General features: G+C 32.1%; 18 protein-coding genes. All 18 read left to right on the top strand.

Annotated features, from left to right (window positions below; genetic code table 11):
• Window positions 1-431: 431 nt before the first annotated feature.
• The 18 genes from WFZ85_RS05355 (at window position 432) to WFZ85_RS05270 (ending at window position 17,406) form a co-directional block, all read left to right on the top strand.
• Window positions 432-905: a UpxY family transcription antiterminator gene (locus WFZ85_RS05355; RefSeq protein WP_342695251.1), complete on the top strand. Its 474-nt coding sequence runs from the start codon at window positions 432-434 to the stop codon at window positions 903-905.
• A gap of 224 nt (window positions 906-1,129) precedes the next feature.
• On the top strand, window positions 1,130-1,651 hold the full coding sequence (locus tag WFZ85_RS05350) for an ArsR family transcriptional regulator (protein WP_342695250.1): 522 nt from the start codon (window positions 1,130-1,132) through the stop codon (window positions 1,649-1,651).
• A 202-nt stretch (window positions 1,652-1,853) separates the two neighbouring features.
• Window positions 1,854-2,261: a sugar 3,4-ketoisomerase gene (locus WFZ85_RS05345; RefSeq protein WP_342695249.1), complete on the top strand. Its 408-nt coding sequence runs from the start codon at window positions 1,854-1,856 to the stop codon at window positions 2,259-2,261.
• A complete protein-coding gene (locus WFZ85_RS05340; protein ID WP_342695248.1) occupies window positions 2,261-2,677 on the top strand; it encodes a sugar 3,4-ketoisomerase in 417 nt (138 codons plus the stop codon). Before WFZ85_RS05345 ends, WFZ85_RS05340 begins: the two co-directional genes overlap by 1 nt.
• Window positions 2,662-3,609 carry a GNAT family N-acetyltransferase gene (locus WFZ85_RS05335; RefSeq protein ID WP_342695247.1) on the top strand — a complete coding sequence of 316 codons (948 nt, stop codon included), beginning with the start codon at window positions 2,662-2,664 and terminating at the stop codon, window positions 3,607-3,609. Before WFZ85_RS05340 ends, WFZ85_RS05335 begins: the two co-directional genes overlap by 16 nt.
• Before the next feature lie 3 nt (window positions 3,610-3,612).
• Window positions 3,613-4,533 carry a DegT/DnrJ/EryC1/StrS family aminotransferase gene (locus WFZ85_RS05330; protein ID WP_342695246.1) on the top strand — a complete coding sequence of 307 codons (921 nt, stop codon included), beginning with the start codon at window positions 3,613-3,615 and terminating at the stop codon, window positions 4,531-4,533.
• Between the two features lies 1 nt (window position 4,534).
• Window positions 4,535-5,035: an acyltransferase gene (locus WFZ85_RS05325; RefSeq protein ID WP_342695245.1), complete on the top strand. Its 501-nt coding sequence runs from the start codon at window positions 4,535-4,537 to the stop codon at window positions 5,033-5,035.
• Window positions 5,028-6,158 carry a DegT/DnrJ/EryC1/StrS family aminotransferase gene (locus WFZ85_RS05320; protein WP_342695244.1) on the top strand — a complete coding sequence of 377 codons (1,131 nt, stop codon included), beginning with the start codon at window positions 5,028-5,030 and terminating at the stop codon, window positions 6,156-6,158. Before WFZ85_RS05325 ends, WFZ85_RS05320 begins: the two co-directional genes overlap by 8 nt.
• On the top strand, window positions 6,158-7,645 hold the full coding sequence (locus WFZ85_RS05315) for an oligosaccharide flippase family protein (protein ID WP_342695243.1): 1,488 nt from the start codon (window positions 6,158-6,160) through the stop codon (window positions 7,643-7,645). The genes WFZ85_RS05320 and WFZ85_RS05315 overlap by 1 nt, the downstream gene beginning before the upstream one ends.
• Before the next feature lie 10 nt (window positions 7,646-7,655).
• The gene (locus tag WFZ85_RS05310) at window positions 7,656-8,630 is read left to right on the top strand and encodes a glycosyltransferase family 2 protein (protein ID WP_342695242.1); all 975 of its coding nucleotides are present in this window, start codon (window positions 7,656-7,658) and stop codon (window positions 8,628-8,630) included.
• Window positions 8,623-9,510, top strand: a complete 888-nt coding sequence (locus WFZ85_RS05305; RefSeq protein WP_342695241.1) for an SP_1767 family glycosyltransferase — start codon at window positions 8,623-8,625, stop codon at window positions 9,508-9,510. Before WFZ85_RS05310 ends, WFZ85_RS05305 begins: the two co-directional genes overlap by 8 nt.
• A gap of 229 nt (window positions 9,511-9,739) precedes the next feature.
• The gene (locus WFZ85_RS05300) at window positions 9,740-11,272 is read left to right on the top strand and encodes an aldolase catalytic domain-containing protein (RefSeq protein ID WP_342695240.1); all 1,533 of its coding nucleotides are present in this window, start codon (window positions 9,740-9,742) and stop codon (window positions 11,270-11,272) included.
• A gap of 10 nt (window positions 11,273-11,282) precedes the next feature.
• On the top strand, window positions 11,283-12,017 hold the full coding sequence (locus WFZ85_RS05295) for a 3-deoxy-manno-octulosonate cytidylyltransferase (RefSeq protein WP_342695239.1): 735 nt from the start codon (window positions 11,283-11,285) through the stop codon (window positions 12,015-12,017).
• A complete protein-coding gene (locus WFZ85_RS05290) occupies window positions 12,010-12,945 on the top strand; it encodes an NAD-dependent epimerase/dehydratase family protein (RefSeq protein WP_342695238.1) in 936 nt (311 codons plus the stop codon). Before WFZ85_RS05295 ends, WFZ85_RS05290 begins: the two co-directional genes overlap by 8 nt.
• Entirely contained in the window at window positions 12,942-13,553 is a 612-nt protein-coding gene (locus WFZ85_RS05285) for an HAD family hydrolase (protein WP_342695237.1), read from the top strand. Before WFZ85_RS05290 ends, WFZ85_RS05285 begins: the two co-directional genes overlap by 4 nt.
• Entirely contained in the window at window positions 13,553-14,926 is a 1,374-nt protein-coding gene (locus tag WFZ85_RS05280) for a hypothetical protein (protein WP_342695236.1), read from the top strand. Before WFZ85_RS05285 ends, WFZ85_RS05280 begins: the two co-directional genes overlap by 1 nt.
• Entirely contained in the window at window positions 14,926-15,969 is a 1,044-nt protein-coding gene (locus WFZ85_RS05275) for a glycosyltransferase family 2 protein (protein WP_342695235.1), read from the top strand. The genes WFZ85_RS05280 and WFZ85_RS05275 overlap by 1 nt, the downstream gene beginning before the upstream one ends.
• The gene (locus WFZ85_RS05270; RefSeq protein ID WP_342695234.1) at window positions 15,970-17,406 is read left to right on the top strand and encodes an MBOAT family O-acyltransferase; all 1,437 of its coding nucleotides are present in this window, start codon (window positions 15,970-15,972) and stop codon (window positions 17,404-17,406) included.
• The last annotated feature ends 1 nt before the right edge of the window (window position 17,407 follow it).

Genomic DNA, 17,407 nt, shown 5'->3' with positions numbered 1-17,407 from the left:
GGTACGAGGTACGAAATACGAGGTATTAAGTATTAAGTATTAAGACTTAATAGGTTTTAAAATCCCTGTCTTGTGTAAGAGCAAGATGGGGATTTTTTATTTAACCGCAAAGTGCGCAAAGGGTTCGTAAGGTGCGCAAAGGGATTTGAGGGTTTAAAGTTTGTTGTTTGTGGTTTTTTGTTGCACTGTGGTCATGAAGTTGGTTCAGAAAGTGCACTCAGTTTTGTGTATTGCATGTTGACTTGACATTGAAATAGTTTCTGGCAAAGCTTACTTCTTTGATGTTATTAGTTTGCTGCATTTAACGTTTTTTCTTATTTTAATCTATATATTTTCAAAGGTTTTGAGGATATCTGTTTCGTTTGCTAACAGATTTAATTCTGCAGTATTTAAATTTTTAGGTTGATAATTTGTAGCTTTGAAAAAAAAACATGCCCTGGTTTGCCTTATATACAAAGCCACGATTCGAAAAAAAAGTTACAGAACGATTGGAAAAAATGGGTATTCCTGTTTATTGTCCGATGGTTACGCAGCTTAAGCAATGGTCTGATCGGAAAAAAAAGGTAACTGTACCTGTATTACCTTCTTATGTTTTTGTGCAACTTGATCATCAGTTTCGGGATACTGTTTTTGCTGTTGATGGCATTGTTCGCTATGTTTATTGGTTGGGTCAACCAGCAATCATTAGAGATGAAGAAATACAGAATCTTAAAGACTTTCTAAAAAATAAAATCGTTACGTCGTTCACCGTTTCCTCTATTCAGGTAGGTCAAAATTACACCATTACCTCTGGTCCTTTGCAGGGAATTAAAGGAGTAGTCTCAAGGGTTGATAAAAACTATCTAGAAATTATATTAGAGGAACTTGGCTTTAAGATACAATTACATAATACTGATTTTGACTAGCAAGTTTCTGTTTATAGCAACTGTAAAACTTCAACATTACTAGCTTATTTGCCTTTTTATAGTTCTTGTTTTGTTTAAAGAATGGTCACTGTATTTATTCACTTTTTTATCATACCATTCTTATCGCAGCGTGAATTTTTGTTAAAAAATGATTGAATTTTTCAAAAAAAATTGTTAAAATAAATATAAAGAGTACCTTTGTTACTCAGTGTTTATTTTTGTTAATGCTCGAAAATATTATTACTTCAAAAACTAGGTTGCGCTTATTAGTAAAGTTTTTTATAAACGTTGCTAATGAAGGCTATCTCCGTGGTTTAGCTAACGAAATGCACGAGTCCACCAATGCCATCCGTAAAGAGTTAAATAATCTAACAGAAGCTGGCTATTTGATACGAACAGATGAGCATCAAAAAATAACTTATAAAGCTAATCAAACCCATCCTTTTTTCAAATTACTCCAACAAATTATAAGAAAATATGTTGGGCTGGATACCATCATTGAAATGGTTATTGAAAAAATTGGATCTATTGGCCGAGTTTATTTGGTAGGCGACTATGTCAAAGGTATTGATAGCGGTACGATTGAAATAGTGCTTGAAGGAAATGATTTAAATACTGACTATTTAACGCAATTATCGGAGAAAATCGAAAAAGAGATTCAAAGAGGCGTCGTTTTTACAATTACTAACAAACACGATAATTCAGGTTTGTTATTATATGAGCATGAAACACTACTATTGAATTAGTTTTTATGCTTTTTTTAAGTCTGCGTTAGTTGCTGTTTGTGACTGACAGGGCGAAGCCGTTGAGAAAGTGTTCAGTTTACAGTAGCAGTTTGCAGTTAATTAGTTATTTGTTTAAGACTTTAAATTGTTTAAAAAAGTGTTCAGTTTTCAGTGTTCAGTATTCATGTAAAAGTTTAAACTAATTTATAATTAGAAAAAATTAATGGCATTAGATAGCGTTCAAATTATACAATTACCGAAGATTCAAGATCCAAGAGGTAATTTAACTTTTATTCAAAATTTTGATCCTATTCCTTTTGAGATAAAACGTGTTTTTTGGATTTATGATGTTCCTGGTGGTGAAACTCGTGGCGGACACGCCTTGAAAACACAAAAAGAAGTTATTATTTCTTTAAGTGGTAGTTTTGATGTAGTAGTTACGTTGCCCAATGGCGATGAACAAAAATATACTTTGAACAGAAGTTATTTTGGCTTGTATATTCCCGAAAATCACTGGCGCCATATGGAAAATTTTTCTACTAATTCAGTATCACTGCATCTTTGTAACGAGCCCTTTGATGAGTACGATTATCAACGTGATAAAAACAAATACCTTACTACTATATTGTAATGAAGGCCTCATCTATAAACGATTGCGTTTTAATTACACTACCCAAAAACCATCAATTGAATGGGAATTTAACCTCGATAACTAATTCGAAAGAAATTCCTTTTGATGTCAAAAGAATATATTATCTCTATGATGTGCCAGGCGGCAATAGTCGCGGTGGTCATGCGCATAAAGATTTACACCAAATAATGATTGCTTTAAGTGGTAGTTTTACAGTTACGCTTGACGATGGGGTCAATAAAAAAAGTTTTCACTTATATCAGCCTTATCAAGGTTTATTAATTCCACCGGGATTGTGGCGCGATTTAGATACTTTTTCTAGTGGTTCTATATGTATGGTTTTAGCTTCAGAGTTGTATGATGAAAATGATTATTTTAGGGATTTTCAAAAATTTAAAGATTGGAAGCAAATATAATTGATTTAAAAAAATACGATTTCACTCAACATGAAGTTTGGGACGCATTTATCGATAATTCGAGAGTAAATACATTTTTATTTAAAAGAAATTTTCTTGAATATCATGCTGATAGATTTGATGATTTTTCTATTCTAATTTATAGAAAGGGAAAATTAGAAGCTGTACTTCCTGGGAATGTTAAACAAAATATTTTTTATTCACATCAAGGTTTGACTTATGGCGGTTTAATTACTTCGTCAAAAATTACAGCCGTAGATGTTCTTTCCATATTTGATGCCTTATTACTTTTTTTAAAAAATAATAATATAAATGAATTGGTATACAAAGCAATACCACTTATTTACCAAAAGCAACCGATGCAAGAGGATATTTACGCACTTTATCGGTTAAAAGCAAGTAAAATATCATGTACTTTATCAAGTACAATTTTTACTAAAGATAAAATTCCGTTTACAGAGTCAAGAAAAAGCGGTCTTAGAAAGGCTCAAAATGCAGGTGTAGTTGTTACAGAAAGTACTCAATTCGAATTATTTTGGGATATATTAGAATATAATTTAACCCACAATCACGGTGTTAAACCAGTTCACTCTTGTGAGGAAATAATTAAATTAAAAAATTTATTTCCCGACAACATCAAGCTTTATTGTTCATTTTTGGATGATAAAATGATAGCTGGAACGGTATTGTTTGTTATGGGTAATCTTATCCATGTACAATATATCTCAGCAAGTGAGGAAGGAAAAATAAATGGCGCTTTAGATTTATTGTTTGACAAAATAATCAATACTATTTTCAAAGCTATTGATGTTATTGATTTTGGTCATTCAAACGAAGATTCGGGTCATTATTTAAATGAAAGACTTATTTTTCAGAAGGAAGGTTTTGGCGGAAGAGGAATTGTTTATGAAACATTTAATTTAACGTTTTAAAAAATGTTCGTTATTAACCCTGACTCTTATTTACTTCCATCTTATAGAATTAGCCCATTTACAACTTCATTTCTAACAATAAATCAGAGCTTGAAAGATGATGATTATTGTAATTTCTATTTTAATCAAAAATTTTCAACTTCAAATTGGACTTTTACTTTAAACGGACGAGAAGCTATAGCACTAGCATTAAAAAGCTATAATCTTCAGCAAGATGACATTGTTACAATTATTACAACCTCAGGAAATACCTACATAAGTTCGTGTGTTACTAAAACGATAGAAAAGTTTTGTAAGTGGAATCACGAAATTACAGCCAAAACAAAAATACTATTTGTAAATCACGAATTTGGTTATCCATACCCCAGAATGAGCGAATTACAATTGTTAAATATTCCAATAATTGAAGACTGTTGTACCACTTTTTTTAGTCAAGATGATAAATCAATGATTGGAAAATATGGTGATTTTACCATTTATAGTTTCCCTAAGTTTTTTCCTGTACAAATAGGAGGAGTTTTAGTTTCAAATTCAGATGAGACAATAAATGTAAGTCCATTTATTGATGACAAGCAAATTAACTACATTCAAAAAGTAGTTTCATTTCATTTGAAAAATGAAAACGAATTGCTCGAAAAAAGAAGTGAAAATTTTAGTTACGCCATCCAAAAATTCTTAACTCTTGGTTTTACGCTACGTTTTGAACAGAAACAAAATACAGTTCCTTCCGTATTGTTGTTGAATAATAACGGAATAATTGATGACTTAGCTGCTCTCAAAATTCATTTTACAAATTATGGAATACAAAGTAGTGTTTTCTATGGTGAAGATGTCTTTTTTATACCTAATCATCAAACGCTTTCCACTTTCGATATCGATTATCTATATAATTGTATATTGGCATTTATAAATAAAAAAGTTTAAAATGATTACTTCAAATATTACACTTGGAAAAAATGTTAGTATAGATAAAGATGCTAGCATAAACAATGTAGCCATAGGCGATGACACTAATATAGCAAGCCATGTGAAGATTTTTGGTTCAATCCAGAATCAGTTGGTTGTGGGTAAATCGTGCTATTTTGGACCAAATACTATAGTGGAAGGTTATAACGCAAAAGTGACCATAGGAAATCATGTAAGTTTTGCCCAAAATGTAAATTTAATGTCAGGTTCAGGACCTAATGCTTCTGAAGTGATGCAACGCATTTTCCCAATTTTGAAAGGTGCTGTTACGCTTGGTAATCACACTTGGATTGGCGCAAGTGTTGTCATCATGCCCAATGTGACTTTAGGAAACTATTGCGTGGTTGCTGCCAATAGTTTTGTTAACCAATCTTTTCCTGATTATTCTATCATTGGTGGTACCCCAGCAAAACTAATTCGAACATTAACTGAAGAAGAAATTGCATTATTAAATGAGTAATATTAAATTTTTAGACTTACAAAAAATAAATGCCCAGCATGCTGCCGAATTAAAGAAAGTAGCTGCAGAAGTAATCGACTCCGGTTGGTTTCTTATGGGCGAACGTGTAGCTACTTTTGAAAAAAACTTAGCCCAGTTCAACAATTCAAAACACGTTATTGGTGTGGCAAACGGATTAGATGCGCTTCGATTAATTCTAAAAGCCTACATCGATTTAGGAGTAATGGCAGAAGGCGACGAAGTGATTGTTCCTGCTAATACCTATATTGCTTCACTTTTAGCTATTTCGGATAATCGATTGCAACCCGTTTTGGTCGAACCAAATGAAAAGAGTTTTAATTTAGATATTGACTTAATCGAAAAACATATTACACCAAGAACGAAAGCCATAATGATTGTTCATCTTTATGGTCAAGTGTGTTGGAATGAAAAGTTGGTAGCAATAGCAAAAAAACACCATCTTAAGATCATTGAAGATAACGCACAAGCTATTGGCGCGGAATGGAATGGAATAAAAACGGGTAATCTTGGCGATGCGGCTGGGTTTAGTTTTTATCCCGGAAAAAACCTTGGAGCACTGGGTGACTCAGGTGCCGTTAGTACAAATGATGACGTACTAGCTTCACAGATAAGAGCTCTAGGAAATTATGGTAGCAAACAAAAATATGTTAACGAATATCAAGGATTAAACAGTAGATTGGATGAAATTCAAGCTGCATTTTTGGATGTAAAACTGCGTTATATTGACGCTGAAAATCAATACCGACGAACCGTTGCTGCACGCTATCTTTTGGAAATTAATAATCCATTAATTCAACTACCTTTTCCAGTTTCAGCTCAATTTTCAGTTTCCGAAAATAAGGAACATGTATGGCATTTGTTTGTCATTCGCTGTAAGCAAAGAGAAAAGTTACAAAATTATTTGGCTGAACATGGTATTCAAACTTTAATACATTATCCTATTCCTCCGAATAAACAATTGGCATACAAAGAATTGAATACTTTCGATTACCCGTTAACGAATACTATCCATGAAGAAGTAGTCAGCTTGCCTATAAGTCCGGTGATGACTCACGAAGAAGTGACTAGAGTAATCGAAGCACTAAATTTATTTTCGCTTTAGTGGCAGAAAACAAAACATCGTATGGTTCTATAATGAAAGCTACTTCCATTTTTGGAGGTGTTCAGGTTTTTAACATTTTGGTTACTTTAATCAGAGGAAAATTTGTAGCTATTCTTATCGGCACCGCTGGTATGGGCTTGAACGGACTTTTATTGTCGGGCCTAACTCTTATTAGAACCATCACCTCATTGGGTGTACCTGAAAGTGCTGTAAAAAATATTGCTGCAGCCCATAATTCAGATGACCCTACAAAAATTAGGACTATTTATCAAGTTTTTAGGAGACTTATTTGGTTTACAGCATTTTTAGGTGTGCTAGCCACGGTTGTTTTTTCACCCTTATTAAGCAAGTTTGCTTTTAAAAATTATGAGCATACTACTTCGTTTCTTTGGTTATCTGTCACGTTTGTATTTGGTGCTTTATCTGGCGGTATTTATACCCTTTTGCGCGGGACAAGACAAATCAAGTATCTTGCTCAAGCCAATATTATTGGGAGTTTTACAGGCTTGGTGGTTGCCTTACCTATTTTTTATTTGTACGGTATCAATGGCGTAGTACCTGCCATCATTGTTACTGCTTTTGCTAATTATTTGGTTTCTCTTTATTTTACAAAAAAAATCAAATTTGAATCCATAGCGGTTAGCTGGCCTGAAACGTTGACTATAGGGAAACCAATAGTCCAGTTGGGTTTGAGCTTGACTTTGGTTAGTATTTTATCGGCTGCTGTGGCTTTTGCACTGAGTGCTTTTATTTCTGGAACGGGTTCACTGTCTGATGTTGGACTTTATAACGCAGGAAATACCATCGTTGGTGGTTATGTAGGTATGGTTTTTACTGCCATGTCTACTGATTATTTTCCGCGTTTAGCTGGCGTAATTCACGACGATAGTAAATGGAAACAATTGGTTAACGAGCAGGCTGAATTAGTATTGATTATATTAGGCATTGTATTGATACTTTTACTAGCTACTTCACCTTTGTTAATTCGATTACTTTTGAGCAAAGAATTTTTAGCGTCAAACGATTATATAACTTGGGCTGTTCTCGCTATTCCATTAAAAGGATTGGTTTGGGTACTGAATTATATTGTGTTAGCCAAAGGAAATAACAAACTTTTTTTGACTATTGAAATCACTGCTAATATCATTGTGCTTTCCTTTAATATTCTTTTTTATCATTTGCTAGGATTGAAAGGCTTGGGAATATCGTTAAGTATTAGTTATCTTATTTCTATTATTGGTTTGTTTTTAATACTCCGTTCAAAATATCAATTCTGGTTTTCAAAAAATGTTTTGCAGTTGCTTTTAGTCAATATGTTATTGATGGTACTTTGTCTTTTTTGTAGTCATTATTTTATTTTTCCTTATAATTATATTACGCAGGTTGTACTTGTCATGGTAACCCTTGTTTTTAATGCTAACCAATTGAATAAACGTATAGCTTTCGCCAACCTTGTAGAAAAATTTAAAGATAAATTTAAAAAGTAATCCTAAAATTTTGCAATTAGTTTCTGTTTCCATTTTAACCTATAATTCTGCTTTGTTTATAGAAGAAACACTAGAAAGTGTGTATAACCAAACGTATGCGAATATAGAGTTAATTGTTTCTGATGATTGTTCTAAAGATAACACTGTGGCTCTTATTACCAAGTGGTGCGAACAAGAAAGAGTAAAAAAACGTTTTACCGATGTAAAGATTATTACCGTGCCTAAAAACACTGGAATTTCAGCAAACTATAATCGAGCTCTGAATGCTGTTACAGGACAGTGGATAAAATTTTGTTCTGGCGATGATGCCTTACGAGAGACTTGTTTAGAAAAAAACATGGCTTATGTTATAAAAAATAGTGAGGTTAAAGTTCTATTTTCCTACTGTAGAATGTATGTAGATTATTTTACAGAAGACTGTTTTTTGAGGCTTAATCCTGGGCGTTTTCCTAGCAAAATTATCAATGATACTATTGATGCTGCTGGTCAATACAAACTACTTTTGGTGTCAAATAAAATTCCGTTCACACCATCGGTATTTATAAATACAGCAATACATAAAAAGTTCGGAATTATTAGAGATGATTTACTTTTTTCCGAAGATTATCAGCTATGGTTAGGCTTTACAAAAAATAATATCAAGCTTCACTTCATGGAGGAAGAGACTATGAATTATAGAGTTCATGATGAGTCTGTAAGTAAGCAAAAAACAGATTATATTGTAAATCCTATATATTTTAAAACTGAGCCGAGTATTAAAGCTTTATCATATCCTAATTTACCATGGGATTTACGCTGCGCCAAAATATACTATTGGTATGTTTGTCACCTTTTTAAGATTGATTTCTTGAATAAAAAAAATAAGTTTACTTTATTTCTTTTCTATTTTATTACCAAGCTTATCAATCCTTTTCATTATATTATATACTTCAAGTCGAGATACTTAACACAGTATAAGAACAATTTATTTTATAAGTATGATTAACTTAATTACAAGAATTTACAATAAAGTTTTGAAGATTATTTTCCAATTTTTGAATAGGTTTTTAATTTATTTCAAAATACATCCTAAAGTTTTAGACTCGCATGCCTCTTTACAAGTGATAATTGATAAAAAAATGTCAGTGTCTAGATTTGGTAACGGGGAATTGGATATCATTTTAGGACAACACGAAGGATTCCAAAAATATGATAAACGCTTAAAAGAACGATTAGTAGAAGTTTTAAAATCGGATACTAAAAATTTGGCTGTTTCAATTCCTGATGTTTTTCACGATCATTCTCGATTGAACGATAGAGCTAGTAAATATTGGACAAGACAAGTTGCTCATTATTTGTATCACTGGAACAAATTTACTATTAAAGATAAATTATATTATGACTCGTTAATGACGCGATTTTATATGGATCTTTCGGATAAAGTGGAGTTTCCAAAAAAATCGTTGCAGCTTTTTAAAATGTTATGGAATGATAGAGATATTCTAATTGTTGAAGGTAAAGGTACTAGACTAGGTTATGGCAATGATTTGTTTGACAATTGTAAATCTATTGAAAGAATTTTGTGTCCTGCTGAAAACGCTTTTTCTAGATATGATGAAATTTTAGTAACAACAAAAAAATATGCAGCAGATAAATTAATTCTGATTGCACTTGGTGCTACTGCATCTGTACTTGCTTACGATTTATCGAATGGTAATTTTCAAGCTATAGATATTGGTCACCTTGATATTGAATATGAATGGTACAAAATGGGTGCAACAAAAAAACAAGCTGTTCCTAATAAATATGTTGATGAAGCAAATCATAGAAAAGTAGAAGAACTTCTTGACGAAACGTATTTGAAACAAATTATTTTTAAACTTTAAGTGTCAATTACTACTAGATCATTTGATACATAAACAACAACATTTATTTCATAAAAATGAGCTTCTTATGAAAGTCGGTTTATACTTTCTAGAGACTTGGTTTTACTATAATTATCGATGCCAATTCAATAAAAAAGTAAATTAGTCAATACTTTACCAAATCAAAAATTAAAACAATTACAAGAAATATCAACAGCTTTTTTGATACAAAATTTAAAAAAATAAAATCGTGAAACTATTAGATTGCACTCTTCGTGATGGTGGCTATTACACCAACTGGGATTTTGATAAGGAATTAGTTAAAACCTATTTCGACTCCTTTAATCAACTTCCTGTAGACTATCTTGAAATAGGCTATCGTTCTAATCCAATGAAAGGCTATCTAGGAGAATACTTCTATTGTCCAGACTATGTTTTGCAGCAAGTAAAAGCCACTTCCAATAAAAAATTAGTAATCATCTTAAATGAAAAAGATGTAAAAGTAACCGATTTGTTTCAGCTACTTTCACCGTGTGTGGGCATCATTGATATGGTACGAATAGCCATTGATCCACAGCATCTTTCACGAGGAATTTTATTAGCAGAAGGAATAAAAAAAATGGGTTTTGAAGTTGGCTTTAACGTAATGTATATGTCAACGTGGGCAAGTCAAAAAGAATTCTTAAACGAAATAGCACTAATTAATGGTATTGCCGATTTTTTTTATATGGTCGACTCCTTTGGTGGTGTTTATCCAGAAGATGTAAAGAATATCTATGCACTTGTTCGTTCAAAAACAGATGTAAAAATTGGGTTTCATGGTCATAATAATATGGAACTTGGCTTAATAAATACCTTGACTGCTATAGAATGTGGTGCTGATATCGTTGATGTTACGGTTACAGGAATGGGAAGAGGCGCAGGAAATTTAAAAACAGAATTATTACTTACTGCTTTGAACGCAAAAGGAAAACTTGATTTTGATTTTAATCCATTATCCAAAGTAGTTGATGCCTTTACAAAATTACAAGAACAACATCAATGGGGAACTAATTTACCTTATATGTTTTCTGGAGCCAATTCTTTACCACAAAAGGATGTAATGGAATGGGTTGGAAAACGTTATTATTCCTTCAATAGCATTATTAGAGCATTAAATAATCAGTCCAAAGGGATTGAAGACAACTACAGATTACCTAATTATAATTTTTCAAGCCAAACGAACGATACAGTAATCATTATCGGTGGTGGACCAACGGTAGTAAACCAGGCAGAAGCTATCAATAATTTTTTAAGCAAAAACAAAAAATACACCATCATCTATGCTAGTTCAAAAAATGCGTCGTCGATAAACACTTCGTCGCAAGAGCATTTTTACTGTCTAGTTGGTAATGAAGGAAATCGTTTGGAGGATGTTTTTCAAGGAAAATTTGAAGGTGGAAAATGTATTTTGCCACCATTCCCAAGAAAAATGGGTACATATATTCCTGAGTCCTTTCAAGAAAATGCTTTTGAATTGACAGCCATTGATTTTACAGATAATTTTCAAGACTCACATACTGCTTTAGCTATACAAACGGCTATCAACCTAGGTGCTTCAAAAGCCTATTTCCTTGGTTATGACGGCTACAGTGGTAGTAGTATTTCACAAAAAGAACAAGAGTTATTTTTAGAAAACCAATACCTTTTTGATAAAGCCTTATCCAAAGGGTTGCAATGTATTAGCTTGACTCCTACATCTTATGGCAATTTACAACAAGAATCTATCTTTTCTTTAGTTTAATATTTTTTATATGAATTATATTGTTGTTATTCCTGCACGACTAGCATCAACCCGATTGCCCGAAAAACCTCTTATAGATATTAAAGGAAAATCGTTGATACAGCGAACCTATGAACAATGTAGTAAAGCAGTTTCAGCCGATAAAATTTGGATTGCCACTGATTCTGAAAAAATCAAAATTCACTGCGAAAGATTGGGAATGAATGTCATTATGACGTCAGACCAATGTTTGACAGGAACCGATAGAGTAGCAGAGGTTGCAAAAAAAATAGAAGCTGATTATTACATCAATGTACAAGGTGATGAACCCGTAATAAACCCAAATGATATCAAAAAAGCAATTCAAGCTATTTCAGACTTTCCCAATGAAATCATTAATGGCTACACTGCGATTGACACAAAAGAAGATTATTATAGTTTAACTATTCCAAAAGTAGTTTTTAAACCTAACGGTGAGTTACTATACATGTCAAGAGCTGGAATTCCTGGAAATAAAAAGGGCGAATTCGTTACATCATGGCGACAAGTATGTATTTATGTTTTCCCAAAAAATAGTCTACAAGCCTTTACCAGCGTTACTACAAAAACACCTTTAGAAGAGCAGGAAGATATTGAAATACTCCGTTTTCTTGAACTCAATCACAAAGTAAGAATGATTGAAATGTCTTGCGATTCTATTGCAGTTGATACGCCTGAAGATGTTGTTAAAGTAATCAATAGATTAAATCAAGGACACAATGAATAAAGAATATATATTGGTAACTGGCGCCGCTGGATTTGTTGGTTCAGCAGTGGCAAATAGATTAAATTCTCTAGGTTTTAACACCATTACCATAGATAACCTTTCCACAGGAGAAAAAGAGGTAATTCCTAGTGAAACACTTTTTATTGAAGGTAATTTGGGCGAACAGAACACTATTAATAAGCTAAATGACTATACAATTAGTGCTATTTTTCATATTGCTGGACAAAGCTCGGGTGAGATTAGTTTTGAAAATCCTTCTTATGATTTACAATCCAATACAGAGTCCACATTATTATTGCTGAAGTTTGCTCAAGAAAATAAAATCAAACATTTTATTTATGCCAGTACCATGTCGGTATACGGAAATCAATCGGTTTTGCCAGTAGTGGAAACAACCAATCCAAATCCGTCGTCTTTTTATGCTTGTGGAAAACTTGCTAGTGAAAATTACTTAAAAATTTATACCACTTTGGGCATCAATGTAGTTTGTTTGCGGTTATTCAATATTTACGGACCAGGACAAAATATGAAAAACTTGAAACAAGGAATGTTAAGTATTTATTTGGCTCAAGCACTTAATGATAGTAAAATAGTAGTCAAAGGAAGTGTAGACCGATTTAGAGATTTTGTTTATATAGATGATGTTGTAGAGGCATTTTTAAAAGCCTATAAATATTCAGAAACAAATTCTTTTGGCACTTTTAATATTTGCACTAATAAGCCACGTTATGTTTATGAACTACTAGATAATATAAAAAAGAATTGTGATAATCTCATTGATATAGAAATAATTGATGGAACTCCAGGTGATCAATTTGGTATTTTTGGTTCCAACTGGAAAGCAAAAAACGAATTGAAATGGGAACCCAAAGTCGATTTTGATGAAGGAGTTCAAAAAATGATTTCATGGGCTAAAAACAACATATGACTAAACTAAAGCAAGTTATTTTTTGGGATTTTGACGGTGTTTTAATGAATTCCAATCCCGTGAGAGATTTAGGGTTTCAGCGCGTGCTACAAGATTTCCCAGAAGAGCAAGTGGCACTTTTAATGGATTTTCATCAAAAGAATGGTGGTTTATCCCGTTATGTTAAATTCAGGTATTTTTTTGAAACCATTAGAAAAGAATCTTTGTCAGATGAAAAACTAAAACACTACACTGACCGTTTTTCAGAAATTATGCTTGGTTTATTGCTAGACCAAAGTTTATTGATTGATGAGACTGTAAATTTTGTAAAAAATAATGCGAATCATCTCAAAATGCACATTGTTTCGGGTTCTGATGGAAATGAATTAAGAACAATTTGCAAAGCATTACAACTAACAGACTTCTTTATTTCAATAAATGGTTCGCCAACGCCAAAAAAACAACTGGTACACGATATACTAACTCAATATAAGTACGACCCAAAAGACTGCTTTTTGATAGGAGATTCACACAATGACTATGAAGCAGCGGAAGTAAATGGTATTGATTTTTTTGGTTTTGGAAATTCAAAAATTGAAGCGTTGAGTACTTTTAAGTTTGCATTATAGTGAGTAGCAAAAATTCGATATCTATAAAAATTGAGCAATTTTACCAAGAAGTGTTTGCCCAACTTTTAGAAAAACATGGAAATTATTCATATAAAAACGTAGAATTATCAGAAATAGCTATTAAATTTTATCTTAACAAATGGATTAATAATACTTTGTTTTTTGATGAAATAACCGCTACAAAGACCGATGAACAATGGCAACATTTGACACATAAGTATGTTCAACTTTTTGAAAATAAAGTTCCGTTTACACAAAAAATACATTGTATAGTATTTGATTTGTTGCGTTATCTCCGCTATTTTTTTTCCAATTCAATAACGCATACTTCATCAGCCTATTATTTTTTTATCACCAATAAGAAATTTATCAATTATACCCAAGGAATTAGAAAAGAGCTAAATGATAAAGACATTCCCACAGGATTATTACTTTGGGAAAAAAGTCAATTAAATGATACGCTCACCTCAGTAGCCAATTTGCCTGAGGTTGCTTTTCCTTATTTTTGGACCCCAAATTATTTCCAATTTAGAGATTACAATCATTTAGTTGACCGCGTTTTGGGATATCAAGCCTTGTTTCATGCTAAAAAAGTAATTTTGGTTGAAGGTTGCGTCCTTTCCGAGCATATTGTGGCTGCCGTTTGTAAATCAAAAAAAATACCTACTGTTTGTATTCAATGGGGATTTTTTGCAAAAACGGTCACACAAGCTGGCTGGCGAAATATGCCTTTTGATCGATTTATCACTTGGGGAACATTTTACACCAACCAATTTAAAAAGTATAACGAACTAGATGTTAGAGAAATAGGACATCCTACTTTAAAAGAAGAACAAGCAAGTACTAAAGAACGAGTAGTACTTTTTGCAGTTCAGAAAGTTATGGACAAACATATAACAGCACAAGATATTTTTAGTTTCATAAATTATGCTATCGAAATAGCCAAGAAATACGGTACTTTTAAAGTTGTCATTAGAAGTCACCCTGATTTTAAAATACCTCTTTCTTATAAAGAAGAACACAAAAATTTGGAAAATTTGGTATGGCATGATTATCAAGACTTTTCCCTTCAAAAATCATTAGAAATTGCAAAATACTGTGTAAGTATCTCATCCACTGTATCGTTGGAGTCGCTAGTTTTTGGATGTTATCCTCTTTTTATTACTTCTAATAACTTACCCTTGCAGTTACACACTATTTTTGATACCACGTCTGGTTTTACGCATGTTGTAGATTACAACAATTTTGAGAAAGTTCTACTAGAATTAGAACAAAAAGAGGTTCAAAATTATTTATCTGGATTGAAAAAAGAATTTTATTCTTCACTAGGAAACGAAGCCATGGAAAAAATAGCTATCGAAATACTTCAATAATGAAAGCCAAGTTACTAAGTATAATTATTCCTGCCTATAATGTTGCTGCTTATATCGAGCGATGCATCAGAAGTTTGGAAAATCAAGATATTTCACAAGAAGATTACGAAATTATTGTAGTGAATGATGGTTCGCCTGATGCTGTTAAGGAGGTTGTTGAACGTCTTCAAAAAGAGTTTCATAATATTATTTTAATCAATCAGGAAAACCAAGGTGTTTCTATGGCTAGAAATAACGGCATTGCGATAGCTACAGGAACCTATATTTTGCCCATTGACCCTGACGATTATGTTGTTCATAACAGTTTCAAGCAATTCGTAGCTTGTTTAGAAAAACAAGAAGTTGATGTGGTGTATCTTCCCTTTGAATTTTTTGACAAAAATGGGAAAAGCATTTGGAGAACTGATTTCAGCAAAAAAACAGGACAAATCTATTCAGGACTTGATGGCTATTTTGAACCTAGAGGTTTAAGTATGAAAGATCCTGACCGGTCATGGGCAATGTTATACAGAAAAACAGTATTAAATCAGTATTCTATCCTTTATCCGAAAAATGTTCCCTATCTTGAAGACGGATTATTTTTAGCAAAAGTGTTTAGTGTAGCCGAAAAAGTGATTTTTTGTAACGATAATTTTTATCAAAGGACAACTCGAGAAGGTTCAGCTACTAATTCTAAGCTGTTATATTCTGATAAAGCTATTAATGGATTTCTTTTAGCTATTGATGATATCAAGCAATTTGCAATACAAAATCAATTAAATCAAGAACAACAACTTTTAATCAATCATGTTGTAGCTAAGTTTGTGTTTTTACCTTTAACCGCATCATTAGTTTCTAGTAAGAAATCAAATTTTTTTAAAGTATATCACATTTTGAAAGAAAAAAAACTTGATAAATTGGATTTAGCAGGTTGCCGAGGAACTTATTTACTATATGGAAAAGCATACAATAAATCAATTATTCACTTTATAATTTCTTTTTATAGTATAAAATTAAAAAGAGATTTAAAAAGTAAATTTTCAAAACTTTTATCAAATAAATAAATGTTATTTAACTCGTTACAGTTTGCTGTTTTTTTACCTGTAGTTTTTATACTGTATTGGTTTGTTACACAAAAAAATCTAAAATTACAGAATGCGCTTTTGTTGATTTCCAGTTACTTTTTTTATGCCTGCTGGGATTGGCGTTTTATGTTTTTGCTACTATTTTCTACCGTTTTGGATTATTACACCGGTATTAAAATGCACGAAGCTACTAGCAAATTAAATAAAAAGTTTTGGTTTTGGTTAAGCATCGTAATAAACCTTGGTTTTCTTGGTGTTTTTAAGTATTATAATTTCTTCGCAGAATCTTTTCGTTCCCTTTTAACAGGTTTTGGACTAAGTGTTGATTTATGGACATTGAACGTGATTTTGCCTGTTGGGATTTCTTTTTACACTTTTCATGGGCTTTCCTATGTTATTGATATTTACAAAGATAGAATAAAACCTGAACGAAATTTCACTGAATATGCCGTATTTGTTAGTTTTTTTCCACTTTTAGTTGCTGGTCCAATAGAAAGAGCTACTCATTTACTTCCACAAATTAAGAAGGCACGAACATTTGATTATAGTAAAGCTGTAGATGGACTGCGACAAATACTTTGGGGATTGTTTAAAAAAATAGTTATCGCCGACCAATGCGCGGTCTATGTGAACCAAATATTTGGCGATGTTGAAAGTCAATCAGGTAGTACATTATTAATTGGTGCTTTATTGTTCACATTTCAAATTTATGGTGATTTTTCAGGATACTCTGATATTGCCTTAGGAACCGCAAGATTATTTGGAATTGAATTATTGAAAAACTTTTCTTTTCCTTATTTTTCAAGAGATATTGCCGAGTTTTGGCGCAGATGGCATATTTCTTTATCTACTTGGTTCCGAGATTATTTATACATTCCATTAGGCGGAAGTAAAGGTGGCATGTGGATGAAGATTAGAAATACATTTATTATTTTTTTAGTTAGCGGTTTTTGGCATGGAGCTAATTGGACATTTATAGCTTGGGGTTTTTTAAATGCACTTTATATAATGCCTTCTATCATTTTGAGTACGAATAGAAACAACCTCGAAATTGTAGCAAAAAACAGTTTGTTACCTTCCTTTAAAGATTTGATTTCTATTATTATAACGTTTTGTGCTACTGTTTTTGCATGGATTTTTTTCAGGTCTGAAAGTATAGCCATGGCATTAGTTTATATAAAAGAATTATTCTCTGCTTCAATACTTACTACTCCAACTATATTTCCTAAAATCAGTTTTATTTTTATTGGTATTATGCTCTGTGTAGAATGGATGGGACGACGAGAAGAATATGGTCTAAAAACGATAGGTTTTAAATGGCATCGATTTTTCAGATGGTTCATGTATGTTTTGCTAATTATTTGTTTGTTTCTTTTTGCAACTAAAGAACAAGAATTTATTTATTTCCAATTTTGAT

It is taken from the genome of Flavobacterium aureirubrum, assembly GCF_038739835.1.
GTDB classification, from domain to species: Bacteria; Bacteroidota; Bacteroidia; order Flavobacteriales; family Flavobacteriaceae; genus Flavobacterium; species Flavobacterium aureirubrum.
The sequence above is the reverse complement of the archived record's forward strand: the minus strand, read 5'-3'. Positions and strand labels throughout refer to the sequence as shown.